General features: G+C 60.5%; 25 protein-coding genes and 1 pseudogene. 19 read left to right on the forward strand and 7 right to left on the reverse strand.

Annotated elements, in window-relative coordinates:
* The first annotated feature begins 7 nt into the window (after positions 1–7).
* The 3 genes from ipdA to RE4_RS08305 are packed head-to-tail and all read left to right on the forward strand — an operon-like array spanning position 8 to position 2726.
* Positions 8–916: a cholesterol ring-cleaving hydrolase subunit IpdA gene (gene ipdA / locus RE4_RS08295; protein WP_019746969.1), complete on the forward strand. Its 909-nt coding sequence runs from the start codon at positions 8–10 to the stop codon at positions 914–916.
* Positions 913–1668: a CoA-transferase subunit beta gene (locus RE4_RS08300; protein ID WP_019746968.1), complete on the forward strand. Its 756-nt coding sequence runs from the start codon at positions 913–915 to the stop codon at positions 1666–1668. Before ipdA ends, RE4_RS08300 begins: the two co-directional genes overlap by 4 nt.
* The gene (locus RE4_RS08305) at positions 1665–2726 is read left to right on the forward strand and encodes an NAD(P)H-dependent flavin oxidoreductase (protein WP_019746967.1); all 1062 of its coding nucleotides are present in this window, start codon (positions 1665–1667) and stop codon (positions 2724–2726) included. The genes RE4_RS08300 and RE4_RS08305 overlap by 4 nt, the downstream gene beginning before the upstream one ends.
* A gap of 77 nt (positions 2727–2803) precedes the next feature.
* On the opposite strand, the gene RE4_RS08310 is transcribed toward RE4_RS08305, so the two are convergent.
* Positions 2804–3484: an IclR family transcriptional regulator gene (locus tag RE4_RS08310; protein ID WP_223257971.1), complete on the reverse strand. Its 681-nt coding sequence runs from the start codon at positions 3482–3484 to the stop codon at positions 2804–2806.
* A 323-nt stretch (positions 3485–3807) separates the two neighbouring features.
* On the opposite strand from RE4_RS08310, the gene RE4_RS08315 reads away from it, so the two are divergent.
* Positions 3808–4917: a 3-ketosteroid-9-alpha-monooxygenase, oxygenase component gene (locus tag RE4_RS08315; protein ID WP_060938457.1), complete on the forward strand. Its 1110-nt coding sequence runs from the start codon at positions 3808–3810 to the stop codon at positions 4915–4917.
* A gap of 222 nt (positions 4918–5139) precedes the next feature.
* Here the strand turns inward: RE4_RS08315 and RE4_RS08320 are convergent, their stop codons facing one another.
* Together RE4_RS08320 and RE4_RS08325 are read right to left on the reverse strand one after the other, a co-directional pair.
* Positions 5140–6375, reverse strand: a complete 1236-nt coding sequence (locus RE4_RS08320; RefSeq protein WP_060938401.1) for a winged helix-turn-helix domain-containing protein — start codon at positions 6373–6375, stop codon at positions 5140–5142.
* 68 nt (positions 6376–6443) lie between these two features.
* Positions 6444–7718 (reverse strand): TetR/AcrR family transcriptional regulator, encoded by a 1275-nt coding sequence (locus tag RE4_RS08325; RefSeq protein ID WP_060938402.1) that lies wholly within the window; start codon positions 7716–7718, stop codon positions 6444–6446.
* Between the two features lie 543 nt (positions 7719–8261).
* On the opposite strand from RE4_RS08325, the gene RE4_RS08330 reads away from it, so the two are divergent.
* From RE4_RS08330 to RE4_RS08380, 11 genes and pseudogenes are all read left to right on the forward strand, one after another.
* Positions 8262–9071: an MlaE family ABC transporter permease gene (locus RE4_RS08330; RefSeq protein WP_046377962.1), complete on the forward strand. Its 810-nt coding sequence runs from the start codon at positions 8262–8264 to the stop codon at positions 9069–9071.
* Positions 9071–9928, forward strand: coding sequence for an MlaE family ABC transporter permease (locus tag RE4_RS08335; protein ID WP_003945491.1), 858 nt, complete (start codon positions 9071–9073; stop codon positions 9926–9928). Before RE4_RS08330 ends, RE4_RS08335 begins: the two co-directional genes overlap by 1 nt.
* 33 nt (positions 9929–9961) lie before the next feature.
* Positions 9962–11155, forward strand: coding sequence for an MCE family protein (locus RE4_RS08340; protein ID WP_238076902.1), 1194 nt, complete (start codon positions 9962–9964; stop codon positions 11153–11155).
* Positions 11152–12183: an MCE family protein gene (locus RE4_RS08345; protein WP_020968483.1), complete on the forward strand. Its 1032-nt coding sequence runs from the start codon at positions 11152–11154 to the stop codon at positions 12181–12183. The genes RE4_RS08340 and RE4_RS08345 overlap by 4 nt, the downstream gene beginning before the upstream one ends.
* Positions 12183–13238, forward strand: coding sequence for an MCE family protein (locus RE4_RS08350; protein ID WP_060938458.1), 1056 nt, complete (start codon positions 12183–12185; stop codon positions 13236–13238). The genes RE4_RS08345 and RE4_RS08350 overlap by 1 nt, the downstream gene beginning before the upstream one ends.
* On the forward strand, positions 13235–14332 hold the full coding sequence (locus tag RE4_RS08355; protein ID WP_081098329.1) for an MCE family protein: 1098 nt from the start codon (positions 13235–13237) through the stop codon (positions 14330–14332). The genes RE4_RS08350 and RE4_RS08355 overlap by 4 nt, the downstream gene beginning before the upstream one ends.
* Positions 14329–15393, forward strand: a complete 1065-nt coding sequence (locus tag RE4_RS08360) for an MCE family protein (RefSeq protein WP_060938404.1) — start codon at positions 14329–14331, stop codon at positions 15391–15393. Before RE4_RS08355 ends, RE4_RS08360 begins: the two co-directional genes overlap by 4 nt.
* Positions 15390–16610: an MlaD family protein gene (locus RE4_RS08365; protein ID WP_060938405.1), complete on the forward strand. Its 1221-nt coding sequence runs from the start codon at positions 15390–15392 to the stop codon at positions 16608–16610. The genes RE4_RS08360 and RE4_RS08365 overlap by 4 nt, the downstream gene beginning before the upstream one ends.
* On the forward strand, positions 16597–17154 hold the full coding sequence (locus RE4_RS08370; protein ID WP_019746957.1) for an Rv1363c family protein: 558 nt from the start codon (positions 16597–16599) through the stop codon (positions 17152–17154). The genes RE4_RS08365 and RE4_RS08370 overlap by 14 nt, the downstream gene beginning before the upstream one ends.
* Positions 17155–17178: 24 nt before the next feature.
* Entirely contained in the window at positions 17179–18084 is a 906-nt protein-coding gene (locus RE4_RS08375; RefSeq protein WP_060938406.1) for an oxygenase MpaB family protein, read from the forward strand.
* A gap of 475 nt (positions 18085–18559) precedes the next feature.
* Positions 18560–18886, forward strand: a pseudogene (locus tag RE4_RS08380) (transglycosylase family protein); the annotation flags it as partial.
* A gap of 367 nt (positions 18887–19253) precedes the next feature.
* On the opposite strand, the gene RE4_RS08385 reads toward RE4_RS08380, so the two are convergent.
* The 3 genes from RE4_RS08385 to RE4_RS08395 are packed head-to-tail and all read right to left on the reverse strand — an operon-like array spanning position 19254 to position 21468.
* On the reverse strand, positions 19254–19745 hold the full coding sequence (locus RE4_RS08385; RefSeq protein ID WP_081098334.1) for an NUDIX domain-containing protein: 492 nt from the start codon (positions 19743–19745) through the stop codon (positions 19254–19256).
* Between the two features lie 23 nt (positions 19746–19768).
* Positions 19769–21190, reverse strand: a complete 1422-nt coding sequence (locus RE4_RS08390; RefSeq protein ID WP_029254493.1) for an alpha/beta hydrolase — start codon at positions 21188–21190, stop codon at positions 19769–19771.
* A 5-nt stretch (positions 21191–21195) separates the two neighbouring features.
* The gene (locus RE4_RS08395) at positions 21196–21468 is read right to left on the reverse strand and encodes a DUF2277 domain-containing protein (protein ID WP_003945457.1); all 273 of its coding nucleotides are present in this window, start codon (positions 21466–21468) and stop codon (positions 21196–21198) included.
* 132 nt (positions 21469–21600) lie between these two features.
* Between RE4_RS08395 and RE4_RS08400 the strand changes: the two genes are divergently transcribed.
* Together RE4_RS08400 and RE4_RS08405 are read left to right on the forward strand one after the other, a co-directional pair.
* Positions 21601–22479: a bile acid:sodium symporter family protein gene (locus RE4_RS08400; RefSeq protein WP_029254492.1), complete on the forward strand. Its 879-nt coding sequence runs from the start codon at positions 21601–21603 to the stop codon at positions 22477–22479.
* Positions 22480–22560: 81 nt separating this feature from the next.
* A complete protein-coding gene (locus RE4_RS08405) occupies positions 22561–23571 on the forward strand; it encodes an ABC transporter substrate-binding protein (RefSeq protein WP_060938407.1) in 1011 nt (336 codons plus the stop codon).
* A 47-nt stretch (positions 23572–23618) separates the two neighbouring features.
* Here RE4_RS08405 and RE4_RS08410 read toward each other — a convergent pair whose 3' ends face one another.
* Positions 23619–24206, reverse strand: coding sequence for a TetR/AcrR family transcriptional regulator (locus RE4_RS08410; protein WP_020906279.1), 588 nt, complete (start codon positions 24204–24206; stop codon positions 23619–23621).
* A 95-nt stretch (positions 24207–24301) separates the two neighbouring features.
* On the opposite strand from RE4_RS08410, the gene RE4_RS08415 reads away from it, so the two are divergent.
* Together RE4_RS08415 and RE4_RS08420 are read left to right on the forward strand one after the other, a co-directional pair.
* Entirely contained in the window at positions 24302–25702 is a 1401-nt protein-coding gene (locus tag RE4_RS08415; protein WP_060938408.1) for a cytochrome P450, read from the forward strand.
* 98 nt (positions 25703–25800) lie between these two features.
* Positions 25801–26118, forward strand: a complete 318-nt coding sequence (locus RE4_RS08420; protein ID WP_020906277.1) for a DUF4333 domain-containing protein — start codon at positions 25801–25803, stop codon at positions 26116–26118.
* The last annotated feature ends 32 nt before the right edge of the window (positions 26119–26150 follow it).

The following is a 26150-nucleotide window of genomic DNA, read 5'->3' on the forward strand; positions in this document are numbered from 1 at the left end:
GACAAACATGGCTAGCAAGCGTGACAAGACGAAGTCGCTCGACGAGGTAGTCGGCGAGCTCCGCAGCGGAATGACGATCGGCTTGGGCGGCTGGGGATCTCGCCGCAAGCCGATGGCCTTCGTGCGTGCGATTCTGCGTTCGGACATCAAGGACCTGACCGTGGTCACTTACGGCGGACCGGATCTCGGGCTGCTGTGCTCGGCCGGCAAGGTCAAGAAGGCGTACTACGGTTTCGTGTCCCTGGACTCCGCTCCGTTCTACGATCCGTGGTTTGCCAAGGCACGCACCGCCGGTGAGATCGAAGTCCGCGAGATGGACGAGGGAATGGTCAAGTGCGGCCTCGAAGCCGCTGCCGCTCGCCTCCCTTTCCTCCCGATCCGCGCGGGCCTGGGTTCGGACGTTCGCAACTTCTGGGGCGACGAACTCAAGACCGTCACCTCCCCGTACCCAGAGGCCGACGGCCGTTCCGAGACCTTGATCGCGATGCCTGCACTCAACCTCGATGCGTCGTTCGTTCACCTCAATCTCGGTGACAAGCACGGCAATGCCGCGTACAACGGTGTCGACCCGTACTTCGACGACCTGTACTGCATGGCCGCCGAAAAGCGTTACGTCTCCGTCGAACGCATTGTCGAGACCGAGGAACTGGTCAAATCCGTTCCACTGCAGAATCTTCTGCTCAACCGCATGATGGTCGACGCCGTCGTCGAGGCCCCGAACGGTGCCCACTTCACGTTGGCCGGCGAAAGCTACGGCCGCGACGAGAAGTTCCAGCGTCACTACGCCGAGGCCGCCAAGACCCCCGAGTCGTGGCAGACGTTCGTCGACACCTTCCTCTCCGGCAGCGAAGAGGACTACCAAGCCGCAGTAAAGAAGTTTGCCGATTCATCAAAGGCAGGGGAGCAGGCAAAATGAGCGAATCCACCGTCACCCGCGCAGAGTACGTTGTTCTCGCGTGCGCTGAAATCTTCTCCGGTGCAGGCGAAATCATGGCCAGCCCGATGTCGACGTCGTCCACCATCGGCGCTCGCCTGGCTCGGCTCACCACCGAACCCGACCTGCTGATCACCGATGGTGAAGCCCTCATTCTCGAGGACACCCCGGCAGTCGGAACGAAGGGCCCCATCGAAGGATGGATGCCTTTCCGCAAGGTGTTCGACGTCGTCGCTTCGGGCCGTCGCCACGTAGTCATGGGCGCCAATCAGCTCGATCGCCACGGCAACCAGAACCTCTCCGCCTTCGGCCCGCTTCAGCAGCCGACGCGTCAGATGTTCGGTGTGCGCGGCGCCCCGGGCAACACCATCAACCACGCGACGAGCTACTTCGTCCCCAAGCACTCCAAGCGAGTGTTCGTCGACAAGGTCGACGTGGTGTGCGGTGTCGGCTACGACCAGATCGATCCCGAGAACCCGGCATACAAGTACCTGAACATCCCCCGCGTTGTCACCAACCTCGGTGTCTTCGACTTCGGTGGACCGGGAAACACCTTCCGCGCGCTGAGCCTCCATCCCGGCGTCACCGCCGAAGAGGTAGCCGAGAACACCTCGTTCGAGGTAGCCGGACTCGCCGAGGCCGGTATCACCCGTGACCCCACCGCCGAAGAGCTCCACCTCATTCGCGAGACCCTCGATCCGCGCAACCTTCGGGACCGTGAGGTCTCGGCATGACCCCTACTCTGAAGACAGCACTGACCGAACTGGTCGGTGTCGAGTACCCGATCGTGCAGACGGGCATGGGCTGGGTTTCCGGGCCAGCGCTGACGTCGGCGACGGCCAACGCGGGCGGTCTCGGCATCCTGGCTTCGGCCACGATGACCTACGACGAGCTCGAGCACGCGATCAAGAAGACGAAGCAGCTCACGGACAAGCCGTTCGGTGTCAACATGCGTGCCGACGCCACCGACGCGCCGCAGCGCGCGGACCTGCTGATCCGTGAGGGCGTCAAGGTCGCGTCGTTTGCCTTGGCTCCCAAGAAGGAACTGATCGCCAAGCTCAAGGACCACGGCATCGTCGTCGTACCGTCGATCGGTGCCGCGAAGCATGCGGTCAAGGTTGCATCTTGGGGCGCGGACGCCGTCATCGTCCAGGGCGGCGAAGGTGGTGGTCACACCGGCGGTGTGGCAACGACATTGCTTCTTCCCTCGGTTCTCGACGCGGTCGATATTCCGGTCATCGCCGGTGGCGGATTCTTCGACGGCCGCGGGCTGGCCGCAGCGTTGGCGTACGGCGCTGCCGGTGTCGCCATGGGGACGCGTTTCTTGCTCACCAGTGACTCTTCGGTGCCGGACTCCGTCAAGCAGGAATACCTCAAGCGAGGACTGACGGATACGACGGTCTCGCGCAAGGTCGACGGCATGCCTCATCGTGTGCTCAACACCGACCTGGTCAACAGCCTCGAAGGTTCCAGCTATGCAACCGGTTTGATCGCTGCTGCCAAGAACGCCACCAAGTTCAAGGCAATGACAGGTATGAAGTGGTCGACGCTCGCCAAGGACGGCCTCGCGATGAAGCGCTCGGGTGACCGCACGCTGATGCAAATCATCATGGCGGCGAATACCCCGATGTTGCTCAAGGCCGGTCTGGTCGAGGGCAATACGGAAGCCGGTGTGCTTGCCTCGGGTCAGGTTGTCGGAATGATCAACGATCTGCCCAGCTGCAAGGAACTGATCGAGAACATCATGGAGGACGCGGCCAAGCGTATCGACGCGCTTGCGGCTCTTCGCTGACGCAGATTCATCCGAGTGCGTCTCCCCCACTGCGCTTTACGCGGAGTCGGAGGAGGCGCACTCTGCGCATTGCCGAGCTAACCGGTCTGCTGGTGACGACCACCCGGCACCTCGAAATACTGGGAGATTGCCACCGCGGCCATCTGTACCGGTGCAACGTGTCGATCGTCGATCTTGCCTCGAACGAGTGGGCCGCTGATCGACAGACCGACTTCCGCTTCGCCCAGCGCACCCACCCTCACACCGATGCAGCCGAGACCCGAAGTACACGTACCGAATACGACGCCGTACCGATGGTTGGCTATTGCGGAATGTTGCGCGACCGTCGAACGGCGGCCCGCTGCCAAGAGTGCCTTGCCGATTGCCGAGGATCGCGCCGGGATGCGAGAGCCAACGCCTGTCTGGAGGTCAGGTATCGCCTGGCTGCCGATCTTCTGAAGGTATCGCACGTTGCTTCCCTCGAGGACCCCGAGATGTACGGCCTGATTGGTGACGAGGTGCAGGTTGTACAACAACGGCACCACCACCCTCTCGAACTTGTTTCGATACAACGAGATTGCCCCAAGATCGCCGAGTTTGTCGCCGATTTCGTACTCGAGTCCTTCTCTGCGAAGCCAATCCATCCTCACGAGCTTCAGAAGCATCCTGTGCACGGACGATCGCGGAATCCCGGTTCGACGGGCCACCTCGCCCAGCGTCAACCGCGGCGTGTCACGAAAGCAATCCACCACCATCGCCAACCTGTCGAGTGTTGACATAGGGATGGGCTCTTCTGTGATCGGTCCGACCGACATGGCGTCTCCGTTTCGGTGATCCGCCCGTCGAGAGGACAGCGCTGGGCGTGCTCTGCTGACTGCAAATCTGGGCCTTCACCGGACGAACCGCCAGGGCGTTTCCCACCGTGCGGGAGACAAACCTGCCTGGCCACTCCACCTGCAGCTATACCGATCACCGGTTACCCCCGTTGAACCTGGACCAACTCCTCACCACAGTGGCCAACACAGATCACTGAACAAAGGACGACGTGTTGACCACAGACGTGACGACCACAACGGACCTCGGCGAAGTCGACGAGATCCGCATGATCGACGAGGGCGCTGCGCCCGAACGTTTTGCCCGCGGATGGCACTGCCTCGGACTTGCAACGGATTTCCACGACGGGAACCCACATCCGATCGAGGCCTTCGGCACCAAGCTTGTCGTATTTGCCGACAGCCAGAGCGAATTGAAGGTCCTCGATGCCTACTGCCGTCACATGGGCGGCGACCTCAGTCAGGGCACGGTCAAGGGCGATTCAGTCGCCTGCCCCTTCCACGACTGGCGTTGGGGCGGCAACGGCAAATGCACCGCGATCCCCTATGCACGCCGCGTTCCACCGCTTGCCAAAACCCGCGCCTGGACCACCCTCGAACAAGACGGACTGCTTTTCGTCTGGCATGACCCCGAAGGCAATCCGCCTCCGGCCGAAGTCGCCATACCGGTAATCAAAACTCCGGACCACGAATGGACCGATTGGGTATGGAAGTCAATCGTCATCGACACCAACTGTCGAGAAATCGTCGACAACGTCGTGGACATGGCGCACTTCTTCTACGTGCACTTTTCGTTTCCCACTTACTTCAAGAACGTCTTCGAGGGGCATGTCGCCATCCAGGAGCAGAGCGGTATCAACCGCGACGACATCGTGACCTGGACGGATCCCGACGTGCCGCAGTTGGTCTCGAACTTCTCGGTGGCCGCCTATCACGGACCGTCGTTCATGATCGATGATCTGGTGTACCAGTACGAAACGTTCAAGGTGGATTCGGTTTTGATCAACTGCCACTATCCGGTCAGCCCGAACAAGTTTGTCCTGATGTACGGCATCACCGTCAAGAAGACCGAGGAACTTCCCGCCGGGATAGCGGACCAAACCGTTGACGCGATGATCGGTTACATCGGCGTCGGATTCGAGCAGGACATCGAGATCTGGAAGAACAAGACCCGCATCGACAACCCACTACTCTGCACCGAGGACGGTCCGGTCTACCAACTGAGGCGGTGGTACGAACAGTTCTACGTCGACGTCGCCGACGTCACGCCCGAGATGATCGATCGCTTCGAATTCGAGATGGATACAAGCAAACCCATCGAGGTGTGGAAACAGGAGGTTGCAGACAACCTCGCACGCCGTGCAGGAGCAGCGCAGTGACCATGGAACCAGTGGACTGCGAGCGGTGTGGAACATATGTCCTCGTCGAGAAGAACAGCTGGCAACATACCTCGACTCAATGGCGATCGGATCCGCACAACGTGTGTTCGGAGTATCGCGAAGACAAGGCGTCGCCGAAAATTCGCACCGGAACTTGTTCGGCATTAAGAGATTCCATCAACCGAGCTGCAGTCGACGGGAGACTCACCGTTCCAGATTGACCTAGCGCGCGCCCACCGCATCCACCTCGTCGCCGGCCATCAGAGCGGCCAGCTCTGATGCCAATGTTCCATTGTTCTCCACGACTACGGTGTCGCAGCCTTGCCACATTGCGGTTCTACGAAGGAGCTCAGCCAGACGCGGTGCAGTGTCGGCATCGGCGGTGGGCTCGGCCCAAGCAGCGCGCACGAGTAGCCGACGGCTCTGTCGGTCGTTCTTGAGATCGACTCGCGCGCAGATATTGTCGTCGATCAACACGGGGAGCACATAGTAGCCGTGAACCCGCTTGTGTGCGGGAGTATAGATCTCGATCCGGTAGTGAAAGTCGAAGAGCCGCAACGCTCGATCGCGCGCCCACACTACCGGATCGAAGGGCGACAACAGAGCCTCGGTTCGGATCGACCTTGGACGCTTTGCCTGTGGATCAATCCATACCTCGCGAGGCTTGCCACGACGCTCCCAGCCCTCGACGGAAATACTGCGTACATTGCCGGCGTCTTCGAGCTCACGCAAGGCAATTCGTGCCTCAGCGCTCGGCAGCCGAAAGTAGTCGGCGATATCGTCGAGCGTACCGAGTCCGTGCGCCTTCACACCACGCAGCACCAGCTCACGGATCGCGTCCGATCGATCGATCCTCGCATCGAGGATCTCGGGCGCGAGCATGTGTTCGGCAAGGCCGTATCGACGTTCGAATCCTGCGCGACCCGCCGATACCACTTCGCCCCAACGGAACAGAGTCTCCAGCCCGACTTTCACGTCCGACCACCCCCACCACGGGCCGCGGCGTGTATTCGCTTCATGCTCGACTTCGCTCGCCGCCATCGGACCGTTTTCATGCAGTTCGTTGCGCAACCAGTCGAGGAAGTCGCGCCGATCAGACGCCCATCCGTTCTTGTCGCTCAACGCTTTGTCACGAAACTGGTCCATGCGCCAACGAAAGAGCGGCCACATGTCCACCGGCAGGAACGTCGCTTCGTGTCCCCAGTATTCGAGGTACCCCGACTCCGGGGAGAAGGTCAGCTGATCAAGCCTGGACTTGTCGTACGCGCCCAGTCGCGCATAAACGGGCAGGTAGTGACTGCGTTCGAAAACGTTGACCGAGTCGATCTGCAAGACCTGCAGCCGGTCCATCACGCTGACCAGATTGCGCCGCGTCACCGTTGCCGGGTGTGATTTGCCGAACCCTTGAGCGGCGAGCGCTGTTCGGCGGGCAGCTGCCAGAGACAGGACTTCGCTCATAGCCGACCACACTACGCACGCCGTCCGACAAGTTTCAGGGCGGCGAGAAGTTCAGGGCGGCGCGAAGTTCAGGGCGGCGGAGCCGGGCGGCCGAAGAGAACTGCTGACATGAACGTCTGAAGTGTGGAGGCGTTTTCTGCTGCAACATCGAACTTGATCAAGCGTCCGATGTCGGGGACCAGGTTCAAAGCAGCGTGAACCAGGAACTTCGCCTCTATCGCCGAAAGGTCCGGACGAATTTCGCGAAGTATCCGCGCCCACTCGACCACGTACAGCTTCTGCCGATTCTTCAGATCGCTTCGATGTCCCGGCAGAAGGTTGTTCATCTCGGAAAAATAGACCGACATCAATTCATGTTGTGCAAACGACAACTCCACGTACATCGCCGACAGTGTGCGCAGCGCTTCCTCCGGCGACGTCGCAGACTCGAATACTGCTGCCGTCGCAAGGTCCAGACGGTCTGCCGCTCGATAGAACACCGCCCCGAGAAGTTCCGCTTTGCTCGGAAAGTAGCGGTACATCCCGGAAGCGTTCAAACCCGCAGCGGCTGCGATCTCTTCGATACTGACGTCGTGGTAACCGCGAGAATCGAAGAGCCGCACGGCTTCCTGTAGCAGACGTTCACGCTTGTTCGTCGTCACCGGTCGCGTCGACACAGTTTGCTCCGACCGCCGCGATGTAATTGCACTCCCTCCATGTTCGATCGACAGACAAGCGTCGAGAAGAACTTGCTCCATCCGACGTTGGGGCAGTATCAGATTGTGAGCGGTGATGCTGCCGATCACGCTGAACATCGCTGAGGTGAGGATGGTTTCGGCACGAGTACTCGCCGGCGGTTCGGAGCGTGAAAGATGCAGTGCAACTCGGCGATTGACAGCAGCTGCCTGAGCTCGGACCGATTTCCGATCGGCAGCGTCGAGAAACCGACTCTCCCACCGGTAGATCCCGGCTGTGCGCCGATTACGCACCGTCGTTCGGATCACAGCGAGCAAATCCTCGCGTAGGCGCTCCCGGTCAGTTGCATCGGCGGCGACGGAGACCGCATCGAGTGCACTCTCGAGCGCGTCGGTCAATTCCAGTGCCGCGTGGCGGAACATCGCATACTTGTTCGGAAAATGCCGATAGAGTGCCGAACCTGAAATACCAACGGACGACGCGATGTCCTCGACGCCTACGGCAGGATATCCCCGTTCACTGAACGCAATTGCAGCCGCAGCGGCGATCTTCGCCTTGCGGTCCTTCGGACGTCGCTTGACCGACTCCGATCCCGCCGCTCGAAGGATTACACGCGAGGTCTGTTCGTCAACTGTCTGCGCATCGACAGACTGCTGTCTCGGGCTCACTCGTGCACCCCTCTCTCTCAGCCTCGCTCAGCCCTACCGGTCACCAAACCGGTCCTTTTGCGAATGAGCATAATCATAATCTGTGCACGCCATCGGAAACTTTCGAGATTTCCACTGTATCAATGTTCCATATACGCTGCTAGCTGCCCTAACTCCAGGTTGCCATCAACTGCATCGCCCCGATCATCGATGCTGAAACTCGAGAGAATTCTCGTTAACAAAGCCTTGCCCTGTGGTCGAAACTAGGGGTAGGGTCACCGCTCGAAGCGGCCCCTCCCTCCCCGATCGGGACATCGGACGACGGCTTCCGGAATTTCGATGAACTTAAGCCGAGGACGCCACCCGACAGAACTCATATTGGCACGTCAACGCACTCACCGTCGCTGTTACACCAAAAATTCCCCCGAGAATTTTCGTTCACATAATGCTTGCCACGTCACATATATGTGTGAGATGCTTCACAAGCAGTTCGCTCGACCGCCAGCGTCCGAACAGTTCGACTTTCGTGCTGAACCATGTTGATCTGCAAAGGAATTCAATTAGATGACGTACGAGCTACCAGCCCCGAAAGGCCCGGTACGAGACGTAGCGTTGCAGGGGGGCTATCTGATCGGATTCTCGGTGCAGGCACTGTTCGGCCTGTTCACGGCAATCCTCCGCAGGCGACTCTCGTTGCACGAGACGATCACTCAGACGCTCTTCATCGGTCGCGTCAGCACTGGTCCGTCGCTGCTCCTCATGATTCCGATCGGCGTCTTCATCGCGGTGTCGGTCGGCGAACTGGCCGGCCGCATCGGTGCCGGTGGCTACTCGGGCGCCGTCGTGGCATTCATCATCGTCGGACAGGCCGCAGCACTGGTGTGCGCGTTGATGATGGCCGGTGTTGCCGGGTCGGCGATCTGCACCGATCTTGGTTCGCGAAAGATTCGCGAAGAGATCGATGCCATGGAAGTGATGGGCATCGATGTGATCGAACGCTTGGTAGCTCCGAGATTGGTTGCGGCAGTGATCGTCTCCCTCGCACTGTGCTCGATGGTGACCTTCGGCGGAGTGATCGCGTGCTATCTGTACCACATCTACGTGCAGCATCTTCCGGCCGGAACGTTCATGGCAACGTTCAGCCAATACGGTCGATCGTCCGACTTCGTCATGGCTTTGGTGAAAGCCGCGATCTTCGGCCTCGCTTCGACTTTGGTGGCCACTTTCAAAGGTCTCCATGCAAAAGGCGGCCCCCGCGGCGTTGCCGACGCAGTCAACGAGGCCGTCGTCATTGCGTTCGCGCTCGTCTTCATCGTGAACACAGTGTTGTCCGCGTTGTACACCGTAATCGTCCCGGCGGTCGGTGAATTCTGATGTCGCTCGTCGATCTCCGTGTTCGAGCCCGTCAAGCGAGCAGACCCCTGCGAACCGCCGGCGACGGCCTCGTCTCCCTCGGTCAGCACGTCACTTTCTACGTCCGCACCATCGCATCGATCCCTTTTGCGCTCACCAAGTACCGCAAGCACGTACTCGGTCAGATCAGCGAGGTCAGCTTCGGCACGAACTCCTTGCTGTCCGGCGGCGGCACCATCGGGATCGTCTTCGCGATGTCGCTCGCCGCGGCAATGATGTTGGGCGTCGAGACTCACCGGGGCCTCGAACTCGTCGGGATGACCTCGCTCTCGGGCATGCTGTCTGCGGTCGCGAACACCCGTGAGCTTGCCCCTGTTGTCGTCGCTATCGCGTTGGCCGCCAAGGTCGGAACGGGTTTCACTGCCCAGATCGGGGCTATGCGCATCTCGGACGAGATCGACGCCCTCGACTCGATGGCGATCAGATCCATCCCCTTCCTCGCGGGTACGCGGGTGATCGCTGCCATGATCTGCGTCATCCCGATCTACATGATCGGACTGCTCGCCAGCTACCTGTCGACCCGACTGGTCGTCGTGTTCTTCAACGGTGCATCGGCAGGTACTTACGACTACTTCTTCCATCTGGCGATCTCGCCGCAGGATCTCCTGTACTCGGGCCTCAAGGCCGTGGTGTTCGCCGCTGTTGTCGCGCTGGTTCACTGCGCGTACGGCTACTATGCCTCCGGTGGTCCGGCCGGCGTCGGGCAGGCTGCCGGGCGCGCTCTTCGGACTGCGATCCTCGCGATCGGAATCCTCGACGTACTGATGACTTTCGCGCTGTGGGGCCTCGTGCCCCAGATCCCGGGAATGGGGGTCTGAGCCGTGGACAGACTCACTACACACACAAAGATCGTGTACGCCCTTCGCGGCGCGATCGCCGTAGTGGTAGCCGTCGCCGCCGCTGTCACAATGGTTCTACGCGGTTCGGGAAACCTCGAGCAGAGCACCGATATCTTCGTCGCTGTTCCAGCCACAGCCGGTCTCATCAGCGGTGAAGCTCCGGTTCGGTACCACGGCGTCAACGTCGGCCGAATCGGCGAAATCGAATCAGGCACCGCCGAATCCGTTGTGCAGTTGCAGATTCAGACCGATGACGCGTCGAAGATTCCCGCCGACGTGGTGGCCCGCGTCGTTCCGCGCACGTTCTTCGGCGACATCTACATGCAGCTCGTGGACAGTCCGAATGAGCAGGGCCAGACGACTCTGTCGGACGGAGACGAGATCCACATGGACGACGGTCCCGAAGCCGTTGCGCTCTACGACGTGTACACCAAATTGGTGGGAGTCCTCACGGCGATGCAGCCCGAGAAGTTGCAGACAGCCCTGACTGCGCTGGGCCAGGCACTCGACGGAAACGGAGCCGAGATCGGTACCACGATAGACAATCTCAGTGCCGCGTCCGGCGTACTGACACCCGCCGCACACCAATTCCTCGAATCGACACCCGAATTCAAGTCGGTCGTCGACGCGTTGGACCGCGCGACCCCCGACATTCTCGATACCTTGGCAGCCGCCACAACCGTCTCGAACAACATGGTCGCCAACAGAGCGAATCTCGAGTCCTCGATCGGCGCGGCCGCAGTCTTCGCCGCTACCGTCGACGATTTTGTCGTGGAGAACAACCGAAACATCATCACTGTGATCGATTCCGCCGGAAAGATACTCGCAACCACCGCGGCCAATCCCGGAGGACTGCGTTCCACCCTCGCCAATGCCAGTACGTTCGGCGCCGCGGGCGCGCGGGTCTTCGCCACCGGTAAGTTCGACATCACAGCAGTTGCCACGTTCGCCGAACCGCTCCCATACACGGGCGATGATTGCCCGCAGTACGGGGACTCGCGCGGCGCGCAGTGTTCAGGCTCCAACCTGACGCCTGCACAACCCGTCAGTGCCCCGGTCGTGGGCGGCGAAGCCGAAGCGGCCACGCTGCGCTACCTCGAAGATCAGCTACTGGGCGGATCGCCGGAACGCTCGGACACCCCCAACCCGGCAACAACACTGATGTTGGGGCCGATGGTCAGAGGCAATGAGGTGACCGTCCCGTGAAGGTCCGTCCTGGCCAGGTAATTCGGTTGTCACTCTTCTGTCTCACCGGCGTCGCTTGTGCGTCGTTCGTGGCGAACACGTTGTCGGTCCCGGTTCGCGGAAGCACCGATTCGTATTCGTTCGAGTTCACCGATGTCGAAGGCCTCAACCCGGGTAACCCGGTCACGATGTCCGGTGTGCGTATCGGCCGCGTGGACTCGGTTGCGTTTGCCGACAACGGCGGCGGCACGAGCAAGGCGATCGTCGACGTCGAAATCGAGTCGCAATATTCCCTCGAGTCGGATGTCCGTGCCGCCGTGCGCTACGGCGACATGCTCGGTGCTCGATATCTGGCACTGACGCAGGACGACAGCGCGACAACGGTATCCGCAAGACAGCTCGAACCAGGTGACACGATACCGCTGGCGCAGACAACACCGCCGATCAACTTGACGGCACTGATGAACGGGTTCAAACCGTTGTTCGCCGCGCTGCAACCCGAGCAGGTGAACACGCTCACGCGAAGTTTTGTCGAAACCTTCAACGGCCAGGGCCAGGCGATGACCACCCTCCTCGACCAGATCGCGACCATGAGCTCCGGCCTTGTCGACCGTCAGGACGTCTTCGCACAACTACTCACGAACATGAACACTCTTCTCACCTCCGTCGACGAACGCCAACCCGAATTGGTCGGTCTGCTGGACGGTTTGAACGATCTGAGTACTTCCGTCGTCGGGCAGAACGATCAACTGGTCTCGCTCTTGGATCAGGGAAACCGAACTGTCTCGTCGTTGGCTCAGATCATGGCCGGGTCGAACGGCGCATTCGGTCAGACCGTGCAACAACTCGAAAGTGTCACCGGGAGTTGGATTGCGAGCACCGACGAGTTCAACAGACTTCTCGCCAACCTTCCCCAGTTCGCCGACGCCGCCAACCGGATCGGAAGTTACGGAAGTTTCATCAGCCTGTATCTGTGCAATTTCACTCTGAAGGCAGGCGACATGGAAGCCAACATCTTCGGTCCGACACATTCGCCGGTGTGCTCATGATGTTCCTGGTCAAGCTGATCGACGTGTTCGTCGGCATCATGCTCTTCCTGTTCAAAGGGGATCGCCGTCGCAGCGGTAGCGGCACCGCTCTCGCCCTGGGTAGTCTCGGAATCTTCGTTCTGGTGGTGGGACTCGGCGCCGCCTTGGGCATTCCGAAGCTCTGGTACAACGTACGCACGTCGGCATACACAGCGGAGTTGGCCAATGCCAGCGGGCTTTCCGACACCGATCCGGTTTACGTGGCCGGGGTTCCCGCGGGCCGAGTGGATTCGATCGACCTTGCCGGCGACCACGTCGTCGTCAACTTCCGCTTGGACAAGGACCAGCCTTTGGGAAACCAGAGCACGGCGACTGTCAGGCTCAAGACGGTCCTTGGCAAGCGCTACCTGGAGATCGTGCCGGCCGGAGTGGTCGACGACTCCGATGCGCGGGTCATCCCGCTCTCCCGCACAACCGTGCCGTACAGCCTCGACGACGTCAGCAGTGATGCCACCACTGCGGCCACCGGGATCGACCTACAGGCGATGGAGTCCATGATGAACACCCTTTCGCAGGTGATTCCAACTGATTCCGATCAGGTGGGCCGGGCTCTGGCCGGAATCAGCGGCGCCTCGGCGGCTTTCGCGCAGAACAGTGAACAGATCGACCAGATTCTCATCATGTCCCGCGAGCTGTCGGACATGGCTGCGGCACAAACCGATTCGATAGTCGGTACTGCGGCCAATGCTCAGACGATCGTTCGTACTCTTGCGATGCGCAAGGACGCACTGACTCAGTTGGTCGACAACCTGACAATCATCATCTCGAAGCTCTCCACCACTTTCGTCGATCGTCAGGACGAGTTCGGAGCCATGACCGACAACCTCGTCGAGGTCACCACCACGCTGAAGAACAACGCAGATCAGATCGACCTGCTGTTGACTCGTCTTCCTTCCGCGCTGCGTTCGGTCACCGATTCCACCGGCACCGGCAATTGGACCGACGTCAACGCGCCGGCCGCCGTGATCCCGGACAATCTGCTCTGCGCGCTCGGCATCATGGAGGGCTGCAAGTGAATACACGAAAAGCCGTCACGGCCATGCTGGTCGTGACCCTGGCGATTGCACTCCCCGGTTGGTACATCTTCGGACGAACGGATCAGTCCAAGACCGTCTACGCCGATTTCAGCTACGTCGGCGGAATCTACGAGGGAAGCAAGGTCACCGTCCTCGGAGTCGGCGTCGGGACGGTCACGTCGGTGGAACCTCGCGGAACTTCTGTTCGAGTAGCGATGTCGATGCCCAACTCCGTGGACCTGCCCGCCGACGCCTCGGCCTATGTCCTTAATCCATCGGTGATCAGCGATCGCCACATCGAACTCGGCCCGGCTTACACCGGCGGAGAGACGCTGAAAGACGGCGACCAGATTCCGATCGAACGTGCCCACTCCCCCATAGATTTCGACGGCTTGATGGGAAGCGTCAGCACTTTGGCCGACGCATTTGCCGGGGATGGGGGCAATCTCGGCGATCTCGTGAGCCGCGGCGCTGCCGGATGGCAGGGTCAGGGCGATCAATTCAACACCGCAATTCGCAACCTCAGCACGGCAACCGGAGTTGTCGGCGCTCGGTCGGAAGACATCGGTGCCCTTGTCGACAATCTCAACACCTTGATGAATGCTCTGGACGCACGGCAGGTCAGCCTCGACGAACTTGTCGGTGACCTCGGCACATTGGGCGATCAGTGGGCGAACCAGAGCATGGACATCTCACAGCCTCTGCAGGATCTGCAGGTGGTCTTCGACCAGTTGAACAGTTTCATGACAACTCACGGCGATGATGTCGGTGCCATAGCCGACAACGTGCGAGTTCTCGGTGACACTCTGGCTGCCAAAGAACCCGGCCTCGCCGAGTTCATGGACCTGGTGCCGTTGATGATGCAGAACCTCTCCCAGACAATCGGTCCTGATCAGCGCGGGCGCATTCGGCTCAACGTCTCGACTGCATTGACTCAGTTCGCGGTTGCGAAACCGCTGTGCGACACCTACAAGTTGCCGATCTGTACCGGAGCCGGGTTCACGAATCCGATTTCCTTCCCCCTCAGCACTTCTGATCCGCTCGGAATCGCCTCCGCGATTTCCGGCGGAGCCGTCCCCGGAGGTGGCAATTGACGCGGCAATCGGTTCGAATAGTCGCCGGTATCGTGATCATCGGTGTGGGTTCTGCGGCCGTGTTCGCCTTCGGCGGCTGTAGCGCAGGCATTCAAGACCTACCCCTGGGTCGTTCGGCCGACGGTGATGCGTACAACGTGGCGCTGCAGCTGGCCGGCGCCGACGGCCTGGTGTTGGGGGCAGACGTCCGCAGCGGCCAGAAAGTCATCGGTCGAGTATCCGCGCTGTCCGCCGACGTCGTCGGAGCCGATGTGACACTGAGTCTGGACGCCGCGACGCCGTTGCCGGACAACGTCGAAGCATCCGTCGAACTCCCGTCCGCACTGGGCAACCCGTTCATCAGACTATTGGTGCCGGAGGTTCCGTCCGGCTCGATGCTCAGCGACGGCGACACAATTCCGGAGTCTCGCACCGAGATCGGTCCGCAAGTCGAAAGTGCGCTTGCCACGCTCGGTACGGTTCTGACCGGAAGCGGCATCGATCAACTCGATACCGTGGTGCGCGAGCTGAACACCGCGTTTTCCGGGCGCTCCGGTGAAGTTCGTTCTCTGACCGACACCCTGACCTCGCTCATGGCAGAGGCAAGCAGTCACCGCAGCGAGTTCGACGAGGCCGTCGACCTCGCTGCCCGGGTCTCCTCCCAACTGGCCGGCCAACGCGACGTCGTCGACAACTACCTCGATTCCGTTCCACAGGTGGTGTCGATTCTCGTGGGACAGAAGGATCAGATTGCAGGCCTGTTGAACTCGACCGTTCAGCTCGCCACCAACGCAAACACCATCCTCGACTCGTCACCCGACGGCCTCGACGCGATGCTGCACGATGCGTCGACCGTTGTCGGGACTCTGGATTCGTTCAATTCGGAGATCGGTCAGACACTGGCGAATATGAACGGACTGCTCGAGAACTTCACCAGTGCAGTCCAAGGTGACTACCTCGTTTTCGACGGCGCCCTGGATATTCCGGGAACGATCGACAAGCTCTGGAGCGGCGGGATGGCCGGTCAATCGATCGCACCGGCGGGAACTCTCACCGATCTACTTCAGGGAGGTCTGCGTTGAGTCGCCTTGCGCTTGTTCAACTTGTCCTGTTCGCTCTGATCGCTGCTGTGGTAATCCCTTTCGGAATCGTCTACGTGGTCGGCCCTCAGGGTTTCGGTGGCCAAATCCGGCTGCACGCCAACATGTCCGACGCCTTCGGGCTGACCAAGGGCACGGTCGTCACGTATCGCGGCGTACAGGTGGGGAAAGTGAGTGAAGTCGAACTCGACGCAGGCACCCGCTCGGCTCGGGTGGAACTCTCACTCAACGACAACGCCGAGATACCTACCGACAGCGTCGCCAAGGTGACGATGGGGACCGCAGCCGGAATTCAGAATGTCGACATCTATCCCAACACAGACCACGGCCCGTATCTTCGGGACGGCGACGAAATCGCCATGCCCGCGGATCAGCAACCGGTCCAGATGAGCCAGTTGATGCTTCAGGCGTCCGGTGTCCTGGAAGGGATTGATCCGCAAGCGATCAGCGACATCGGGACCGAACTGGGAAATTCGTTCAACGGGCTCGGCCCGAGCTTGGCGACGATGATCGACAACGGTGGGACCATGTCCGCGCAGTTGAACGACCAGTCGACCGAACTCGCCGCGCTGCTGTCGCGAACCTCCACGTTGGTGGACTCCATGGCGACACAATCGGATTCGTTAGTCCGAGGAATGGCAGCTGCCAAGAACTTCACCGAACAACTCGAATCCAACGCTCCGGTGCTGATCTACCTCACCGATCATTCGCCCGCCGCCCTGAACAGCGCTCAACAGTTGTTCGACAAGTACCACAACACTTTCGGAGCGGTCCTGGCCAATCTCGTCACTGTCGCACCGATCATCTCCGACCGCACAGACGCCCTCGAAACCGGACTTGTCACGATTCCTGAAGGTCTCGCCAAACTGGCATCCATCGTCAAAGGCGATCGCGCCGACTTTGCCTTGGTTGCCACACAGGGGCCGGTCTGTAACTACGACACCCCTAGGCGTGAGGTCGGCGATCTGTCTCCCACCAGTCCAAGTCTGGCGATGTACTGTCCCCCCTCCGACGACCTCGTCCAACGCGGAGCACAGAATGCTCCCCGCCCGAACGACCTCGGATTGCAGAACTCGACGGTCCCCGGTACGCCGATCGGACCGCCCGTCGTCGCAGATCCGATTCTCGTCCCGACCGGAGTCGAAGCCCTGAACTACTGGAGATTGATGTTGGAAGGACTGGGAAATGGCACACGGTGACAACGCACTACTCGACGAGGCTGAAGCCGAGGTGGCCGAACATCCGACTTCTCCGTCGCTACTTCGCCGCCTCAAGGAGCCACGCAACGCACTGATCTCACTCATAGCGGTAGCGCTGGTCGCAGCATTGGTGGTGCTCGGATTCCAGATGTACTCGGCGAATCAGGAAGACACGCTGCGGCAGGAGGCTTTGGACACCGCGCGGGATTACTCGACCATCATGTCCTCCTTCGACTATCAGAACCTCGATGCCAACAAAGACAGCATCGCCTCGATGTCGACCGACGAGTTTGCCGGCACCTACCGAACGATGGTCGATTCACTGCGCGAAGTCGTCGCCGGGGGGCAAGGCCAGGCGAGCGCAACGGCGACAGACGTCGGCATCGAATCGCTGGACAATTCGTCGGCCAAGGTGCTCGTGTTCGTCGACCAACAAGCCAAGAATGTCGCAGCGCCAGAGGGAAACACACAGAAGTACCGCATGGTCGTGTCCCTGGTCCGCTCGGACGACCGGTGGCTCGTGAGCAACGTCGAGACCAAGTAACTCACCACGAGCGGAGGAAGATCCATGCCCACTCACTACCTGGATTCGGAAAAGTCCGAGTCGTCTCTTCGGACCGATCAGACACGCATCACCATCACGGCGGAGCGTAGGCGGTGGGCACGTAAACCCGCACACATCACCGACGCACTCGATTTCTGGTCGTTCGCCGGAGCCGCTGCCAACGTCATCCTGCAACTCGGTTGGCCCGAGGTGGCGTACGGCGTCATGGAGAGCAAGGTCGAATCTGGTGCTCTGACAGCGCATCCGTGGAAGCGCGCACGAACCACAACGCAGTACCTGACGGTCGCGATCCTGGGCAACGAGGAAGAGCGAAAGGCCTACCGCGAGGCTGTGAATTCGGTACACCGACATGTGAAGTCGGATGCGAACAGCCCGGTCAAGTACAACGCCTTCAATCGCGAACTCCAATTATGGGTTGCTGCTTGCCTGTTCATCGGTTTCGAAGACAGTCATCAGTTGTTGCACGGCAAGATGTCGGAAGAACAGGCGGAGTCGTTCTATCAGTCCGCATCAACTTTGGGAACGACACTGCAGGTCACCGAAGAGATGTGGCCGGCCACACGCGCAGACTTCGAGCGCTACTGGAACCTCGGTTGCGAACGCGTCGTCATCGACGAACGCACCAAGCAGTATCTGATCGACCTGGTCAATCTACAGATGATCGCTTGGCCGATACGCTTGGTGTTCCGAAACTTGTTGCGGTTCCTGACGGTCGGATTCCTTCCACCGGTCTACCGCGACCAACTCGACCTCGAGTGGACCGAAGACGACCGCCGCCGGTTCGAACACCTCTTCATTTTCGTGTCGTTCGTCAACAGGTTCATTCCACGCTCCGTTCGTCAGGCCGGCAACACCATTCAGATGCGCGACATCCGTCGTCGGATCAAGGCGAGCAAGAATCTCGTCTGAGCCAGCAGCGCGTAATTCGTTTTCAATTCTGCTGCCCCACAGGTAAATCGGGGCGGTCGGTCGACAACAAATCGCGGTTCGACACAGCTTCCTGTGTGACCAGAACTGGGGCCGGAAAATCGACAAAACCGGCCGATCGAGCGCCACATACCGACGCCATCAAGACGCTTTTTCAGTGACTTGCATCACACTTTATCTCGATTATGTAACGCCGAGCGAGGTGGCATATCGCCACGCGACCTGGGAAAACACTCTTTGATGCATTTCTGTTGCACAAACATGCGTCGACACGCCGACCCGTGACCAATCCGTAATCATCTCTTATGGTTGGTGACAGCCCGATCAACCGGGCATTACCGAATCGCCACCGCCCGTCCCACCCCGCGGTTCGGACTCGACAACATTCCTAGTGGTGGGAGCGGAGCTGAGACGGTCACCGTCCTCCGTCGGCGGGACTCGAGAGGATTTACCAAAAATGACCAAGACCACCGTTACCCGTGCCCTTGCCTCTGTCGCCGCAGCCGGAGCCCTCGCAGCCGGAGCCCTCGGACTGAGCGCCGGCACCGCATCCGCAGCCACCCACGACTGGTCGGGTGTCGCAGAATGCGAATCTTCGGGCAACTGGGCCGCGAACACCGGAAACGGCTACTACGGCGGGCTCCAGTTCAGCCAGAGCACGTGGGAAGCCTACGGCGGAGCCGGCAGTGCCGCCAACGCCAGCCAGGCAGAACAGGTCCGCGTCGCGGAAAACGTCCTTGCCGGTCAGGGCGCCGGCGCGTGGCCGGTTTGCGGACAGTACCTCCGCTGAGCCCAGCCCAAGTAGTGCGTCACTGCCCGGTGTTCGTCGAGAATTCGACGGCCGCCGGGCAGTGTTGTACACCGATACCTATTTCCCACCACCACTACTGTTGAAAGATGTTACAGCGGTGCGTGATCCGTCGGGATGACGCGGTGCGAGCGAGGTATATCGACTCGCCTTCCGATCCCCCATCATCCCGCGAAGAATTATCGACAACCTTTGGAGCATCCTTCTGAACCGGTTGCGAGAACTGACCGGCGCAGCCGTAGACGCGTACGGGATGGGCTCCTTGCGCACGTAGTGCTCCATAACCCCAGTTTAGCCGTCCATCGATGCCGAAATGCTCGAATACGGCGATGCCTCGCGGCCCTCATGGTGCCCGAACAAACTGTTCCAGCGAACTCGGTGATCCATCCTTGACCAGGCGTGCAAACCGGTCGGGTAAATCGCGTGGCCCGAACACTTCTCGACCATTGTGTGACAGAAGGCGGTCAACGCTCCACCACTCGAAGTGCTCGACCAGCTCGGCGGCCAGCGCTTCGCGCCCCAACGACCCACAGGGCTCGAATGCGGCCGCCACCGGCACGAGGAAGTAGTCGTTGATCGCACCGTCCCAACCCGGCAATATCGTCGGATCATGGATCTCCTCATGCCACACATGGGTGGCGGCGCCGCAGTCACGCAAGCCGATCTCCTCGTCCAATTCGCGCGCGAGCGCCTCGGGCGGGGTTTCGTCTCCTTCCAAGCCTCCGCCCGGAGGACACCAGACCGTCAGCCCGCCCCCGGGTGCGATGTATCGGTAGAGCAGAAGACGAGACTGGTCGTCAACGACCAACCCCCTGGCCGAATGCCTCAGACGCATGAGTGCCACTGTAAGTCAGCAGGTCAGGCCACAACGGCCAACTCCGGCAGTCCGGCAACCACAACCGCGAGGTTGTAACCCGACATCCGCAGTTCTCCGTTGTCCCCGGTTCTCGCGTACTCCGCATGACCGAAAGCCCGCTCGTGCTTGACACCGTCCGGGGTGATCCCCTCGGCCGTGGACAATCGGTGGAACTCGGTGCGCGTCGGATCGCCACCGAAACGGCCGAACCCCGCGATACTGTCGCCTTCCGCTTTCATGACGTAGACGTGGCGGTCGGCGATACCGAGGTCCGACTCCACCTTGGCCCGCACGCCGGGTGAACCGTAGAACACCACGTCGTCGACCGCTGCGCTTGCCCCGCGTTGCAGCGCAAGAGAAGTCGCAAGCGATCCGTAGGAGTGACCCAACGCGGTGATATGGACTCGGTCGTTGACCGACGCAGCACGAAGACCGTGAAAGAAGCTACCCAATGCGTCGGCGGCTATGCCTGCCTTGGACGATCGACTTACGTCGAAGCTGGCCCGACCGATGTCGAACTTTCCCGGCCCGATCACCTGTGGCGCGTCGTATCCGATCCAGGCGATGGTGGCCACGCTTTCCTTTCGGCCGGCCAGTTCGAGTTGGCGCATCGCCTCGGCTCGTAATCGTGTTGCCTCGCCGACCATTCCGCGCATCGAGTCCTTGACGTTGGTGTTCAATCCGGGAATCGTCACGGAGATGTGATCCGCTGTGTCCGGATCACCGATCGCGATTGCCGCGAAGCCGCGTTCACCCGAGCGCATGTCCATGAGCAGTAACCGTCGACAAGGTTCGGCGCGAAACAACTCGTCGAGCGCGTCCAGATCCTCGAGTTTGCGTTCGGCGTACCACTGGCCCGCCCCTGTGTTACTCAGTCTGCCGCCGAAGAACTCACGGTGGAGTTCTTGCGAGATTCGGACTGAATCATCTTGCAGCCGTGCTCGTTCCGATTGAATTCGATCGAGATTGGCAGGACTGCGAACCGCAGAAGGAATTCCATCGAGGTTGGCGATCAGGCCGGGTGCATGACGCAACATCTGACGCTGCCGATCAGGGCTGAACGCTCGCCACTCCTCCCCCACACGCACAGCTTTGTCACGGAGGTCGGTGCCGACCTGAGACCGCAGAGACAACGCATGATGAAGATCCGCGCTGACCAGCAGTGCCTCACCGATCAGTTCTCGCACCGCGACCTCGAGCAACTGGGCATGCACGTGGAGCGGGTGACCGTCGGCGATGGGCGCAACGGCAGAAACGGTTCCGTCCTGACGAATATGCAAGTCGTCGGCGACGGCCTCTTTGCGCAGCGTATCCAGCCGTCGCCGGATGTCGCGGACACGATGAGCGACCAGAACGCCCTCCAGCCCAGCTGACAGCTGATCCAACGGTTCGACGTCCCATACGTCGATATCTGTGAGATCCACTCGGGTCAGGACGAACGAGCAGCGATCCGCGCCTGTACTTCCGGACGACGCAACGGCGGGACGGTCTGAGGTGGCTGTCTGCGAGGCGGCAATGCGCTGAGCAGGCGCGTCGTCGTTTCGGTCACCTCACGCACCGCCTGTTCGAAGGCGTCTCGGTTCGCGTCGGACACCTTGGCTATTCCACTCACCTTACGTACGTATTGGCGAGAGGCGGCCTCGATCTCCTCGGGCGTAGCAGCGGGCTCGAGTCCACGAAGTTCAGTGATGTTTCGGCACATAATTCGACGATAACCCTGCTCACCGACGCCGTCACGGTTCGATACACCAATGTATCCAAACTGCCACGCAGATCCGGGCATCACGGTAGTTTCAGTGAAATTCCCCCAGTGACTGGAAGTAGCCACTAACTCATGGACTCTGCACTCACCTCCGTCGGCCTACCCGCCGCACTCGCCATCATCATGTTCGGCCTCGGGCTTTCCCTGACGGTCGGAGATTTCGCCCGCGTGGCAAAAGCGCCGAAGGCCGTTTCGATCGCCCTGATCTGTCAGTTGTTGTTGCTCCCGGCCGCGGCCTTCGGATTGGTCACGTTGTTCGACCTCGACCCACTGCTCGCGGTCGGCATGATGCTCCTCGCCGCATCACCGGGCGGCACGACGGCAAACCTGTTCAGCCATCTGTTCCGCGGCGATGTTGCTCTCAATGTGACACTGACTGCGGTCAATTCGGTGATAGCGGTGGTCACTCTCCCCCTGATCACCAACTTCGCGTTGGGTTACTTCGAACCCGAGGACGCGGACGGCACTCTCGGGCTTCAGTTCACGAAGGTGCTCCAGGTCTTTGCCGTCGTATTGATTCCTGTCGCCCTCGGAATGTGGGTTCGGTTGCGCTCGAGCGCCTTTGCCGAGCGGATGGACAAGCCCGTCCGCATCGGATCCGCGGTGGTTCTGGCACTGGTGATCGTCGGAACGGTTGTTTCCGAGCGCGAGAACATCGCGGACTATCTCGTCGACATCGGCGTCGTCGCTGCCTTGTTCTGCCTACTGAGCCTATCGATCGGTTACGTCGTTCCCCGGATATTCGGCATCGAGGATCGTCAGGCAATCGCCAGTTCCATGGAAATCGGCATCCACAACAGCACGTTGGCGATCACCATCGCCGTCAGTCTCCTCGGCAACGTGCAATTGGCAGTGCCGGCTGCGGTGTACGGCGTTCTCATGTTCCCGCTCGCCGCTGCCTTCGGCGCAACGATCACCCGCAAGTCACGGACAATGGCCGAAATCGACTAATATCAGGCGGTTTTCGATATAGGTGATCTGGTATCGCCGACCCTACGATCGATACGGACTCAGACCGAAGGGTATCGAAAAATGCTGACCACCACACCTACCGTGCTGGACGAACGCGCCTGGCAAGAGCTAGTCGACGCACTGACCCGTCGCCAATTCGGCATCGGAGCCGGGATGGCAGCAGTAGCAACAATTCTGTCGTCCTGCAGTTCCAGTGACGGTTCGGGTACATCTGACGACACTCAAATGCGCACCGTCACCACACCGTTGGGAACTTACGACATACCGACCAACCCCAAGCGGGTCTTGGCCGTCGACGCACGCACCGACCTCGAGCTCGCTATTGCCCTGGAGCTACAGGTCTTCGGATACAACATCTCGCCCGCCACCGAGTGGGTTCCCGTCGACAGCTCGGCCGAATACCTCAGCGACAAGCCCAATCTGGAGCAGATCCTCGGACTCGCACCCGATCTCATCATCTGCGTCAACGCCGACAACGAGTACTGGCCCGCTGCAAAACTCCAAGCCATCGCTCCTGTCCTGACAACCGAATCAAAGCAGACGTGGCGAGAAAATCTCACGCGACTCTCCGATTGGTTGGGCCGAACACCCACCATGGATCGCCTGATCACCGACTATGACGCTCTGATCACCGACATCCGCTCTCGACACGCTTCGGCGATCGCGGGAAAGACCGTCGCGAGTTTGTCCTACAGTCCGGACAAGGCCACGATCTACATCGACAGCCTGCCTGTGTCGGAGGAAACCGGTAAGAAGAATCGCCAACCCACCGACATGACGCTCGCTGACATCGGTGGAAGAACATTGAACACAACCGGTTTCGACAATCAGGGGCGGCTGAGCATCGAGGAGATGGATCGCCTTCGCGATTGCGACGCGTTCATGGTTTCCGTCACCGACAGCAGCGACACCACCTTCGATCAGCTCTCGGACAACAAGTTGTGGCAACGACTTCCGGCTGTGCAGGCCGGGAACGTCACCGTTCTGCGCGGCAGTACGTACTACGGATCCATCTACACCACCATGTACGTAGCCAAGGGCTGGGACGATCTCTATTCGACGCTCGACTGATCAGACTTGTCCGTGGAAATGCCGGCCGCTCCCACGCGGTCGGCATTTCACGTTTCGAGGTCGATGCCCAACGCTCCGGAGAGGGTCCGCAGACAAATCACTCTCAACTCTTCCTGCGGTATGGAAGGTTGATCGAGCCAGTCGAGGCAGACAGCCCGGACGAATGCGATCCATCCCCGAACTGCGACGGCAGCGATCTGTCTTCTTTCGCCCTCGAATTCCAGTGCGTCGAGGATTCGAATCTGCTGCTGTTCGAGTTCCCGTTCGACGATCGCTCGGATACCGGCCTCGGCGGAGAGCGTCCCCACGTTGATGGCGCGTACTCCCCTGCTGTGCGACTTCACGTACGCGAAGTAGGCGTCCAACCCGGCTGCCACCTGTTCGCGCACCGGTAGCGTCGCGTCCGGTGCGGTCACCTCGAGCAGGTGCTGCGATTCGCGCTCGACGATTGCGGCGAAGAAGTCTCGCTTGGTCGGGAAGTAGTGGTACATCAACCCGCGCGAGACGCCCGCAATCTCGGCGACCTCTTCGATCCAGACGTCCTCGTACGAACGATCGGCAAAAAGTTGCGCGCCGATGTCGAGCAACTGCGTGCGCCGCTGCTCTCGGTCCAGGCGTTTTCGTGGTGCGACCATAGACAAGTCAGATTACTACTTGACACCGATTCAGTAAGGCGTACTTTGCGTACTAGACACCAATTCAGTAAGCGATCTCACCCGGGGGACACACCATGAGCGTCGACACCACTCCAGAGGCGACGACCGATGCTCGGATTCCGCATCCGGCATGGCGCCTGCCAGTCCTCGGGGACGTCCTCGGGATCAATATCCGTACGCCGCTGCAGAACTCCGTGAGCATCGGGCGCGAACTCGGCCCGATCTTCGAGAGAAATGTCCTGGGAAATCGCTTCGTCTTCGCCTCGGGCGCGGACATGGTGGCAGAACTGTCCGACGAGTCCCGGTTCGCGAAGCACCTTGCGCCTGGAGTCAAAGCACTCCGCGGAATCGGCGGCGACGGACTGTTCACTGCGTACAACCACGAACCCAACTGGGGCAAGGCGCACAATCTCCTGGCCCCGGCGTTCAGCCAGACTGCGATGCGCTCGTACCACCGCACCATGCTCGACGTGGCCGGCGAGCTGGTCGATCATTGGGACAGTCGTGACAGCGACTCCCCCGTCGACATCTCCGCAGACATGACCAAGCTGACGTTGGAGACCATCGGACGCACTGGATTCAGCTACTCGTTCGACTCTTTCGAACGTGAAGAGCAGCACCCGTTCGTCAAGGCGATGGTCGGCGCTCTCTCCCATTCACAACGCACGACGTTCTTGAAGTCGACGGCCCTGGGGCGAGTCCTCGCACGTCGGGCCGATCAACGTGACGAGGTCCGCAAGGCGTACATGGCCGAGGTTGTGGACGAGGTGATCCGTGCCCGGCGGACAAGTACCGAACCGGGGCCCGAAGATCTTCTCGAACTGATGCTACGGGCGGCACGCGAAAACGATCCCAACCGTATCGACGAACTGAACATCCGCCATCAGGTCGTGACCTTCCTCGTCGCGGGACACGAAACCACCTCCGGCGCATTGTCGTTCGCGCTGTACTACCTGTCACGATACCCTGACGTGCTGGCCAAGGCGCAAGCCGAGGTCGACAAGGTCTGGGAGGGCGAAGAGCCCGCCTTCGAGAAGATCGCGAAACTTCGATACGTACGACGCGTCCTCGACGAATCGCTGCGTCTGTGGCCGACCGCTCCCGCCTACGGCCGTGCGGCGCTCGAAGACACCACGCTCGTCGGCAAGTATCCGATGAAAAAGGGCGATTGGATGCTCGTGCTCATCCCGTCACTTCATCGCGATCCCGTGTGGGGCAACGATCCCGAGGCTTTTGATCCGGATCGCTTCCTACCTGCCAACATCAAGGCCAGGCCGGCGCACGTGTACAAGCCATTCGGAACAGGTGAACGCGCCTGCATCGGAAGACAATTCGCCATTCACGAAGCGGTCCTCGTGTTGGGCACCATCTTGCAGAAGTATACGATCGAAGCCGATCCGGACTACGAGTTGAAGGTGGCCGAACGGCTCACCCTGATGCCCGAAGGCTTCAACTTGACGGTCCGCCGACGCTGAGCTCGGCAAACGGCGTCGAGTAAGTCGGGTTGAACAGTCCCGAATGCGGTAATCCCTGAGGTGGCAGCAGCGAGCACCGGCGCACCCTGGGAGTTCACATGACAAAGAGGCCTGCAGTTGGAATCGTCTTGCTCTCGGCGGCATTGGCCACGGGAGCTTGCTCGGCAAGCGTCGGGACGCCGCAAGTGGACAAGTCCGAAGTCGCAAGTCAGATCTCCACTCAACTCGCCGAGAAGATCGGCGAGCCACCTGACGACGTGACGTGTCCGGAGAACCTCGACGCAGAAGTCGGCGCATCGATCACGTGCATCCTGACCGAGCAGGGCACCGAATACGACGTCACAGCTACCGTGACCAGCGTTGACGGTGAAAGTGCGAACTTCGACATCAAGGTTGCGGATGTGCCGAACAACTAACTGCTGTGCGCCTTTATTAACCGTCGGCGGTT

Source organism: Rhodococcus erythropolis NBRC 15567 (genome assembly GCF_001552595.1).
Classification (GTDB): Bacteria; Actinomycetota; Actinomycetes; order Mycobacteriales; family Mycobacteriaceae; genus Rhodococcus_F; species Rhodococcus_F erythropolis.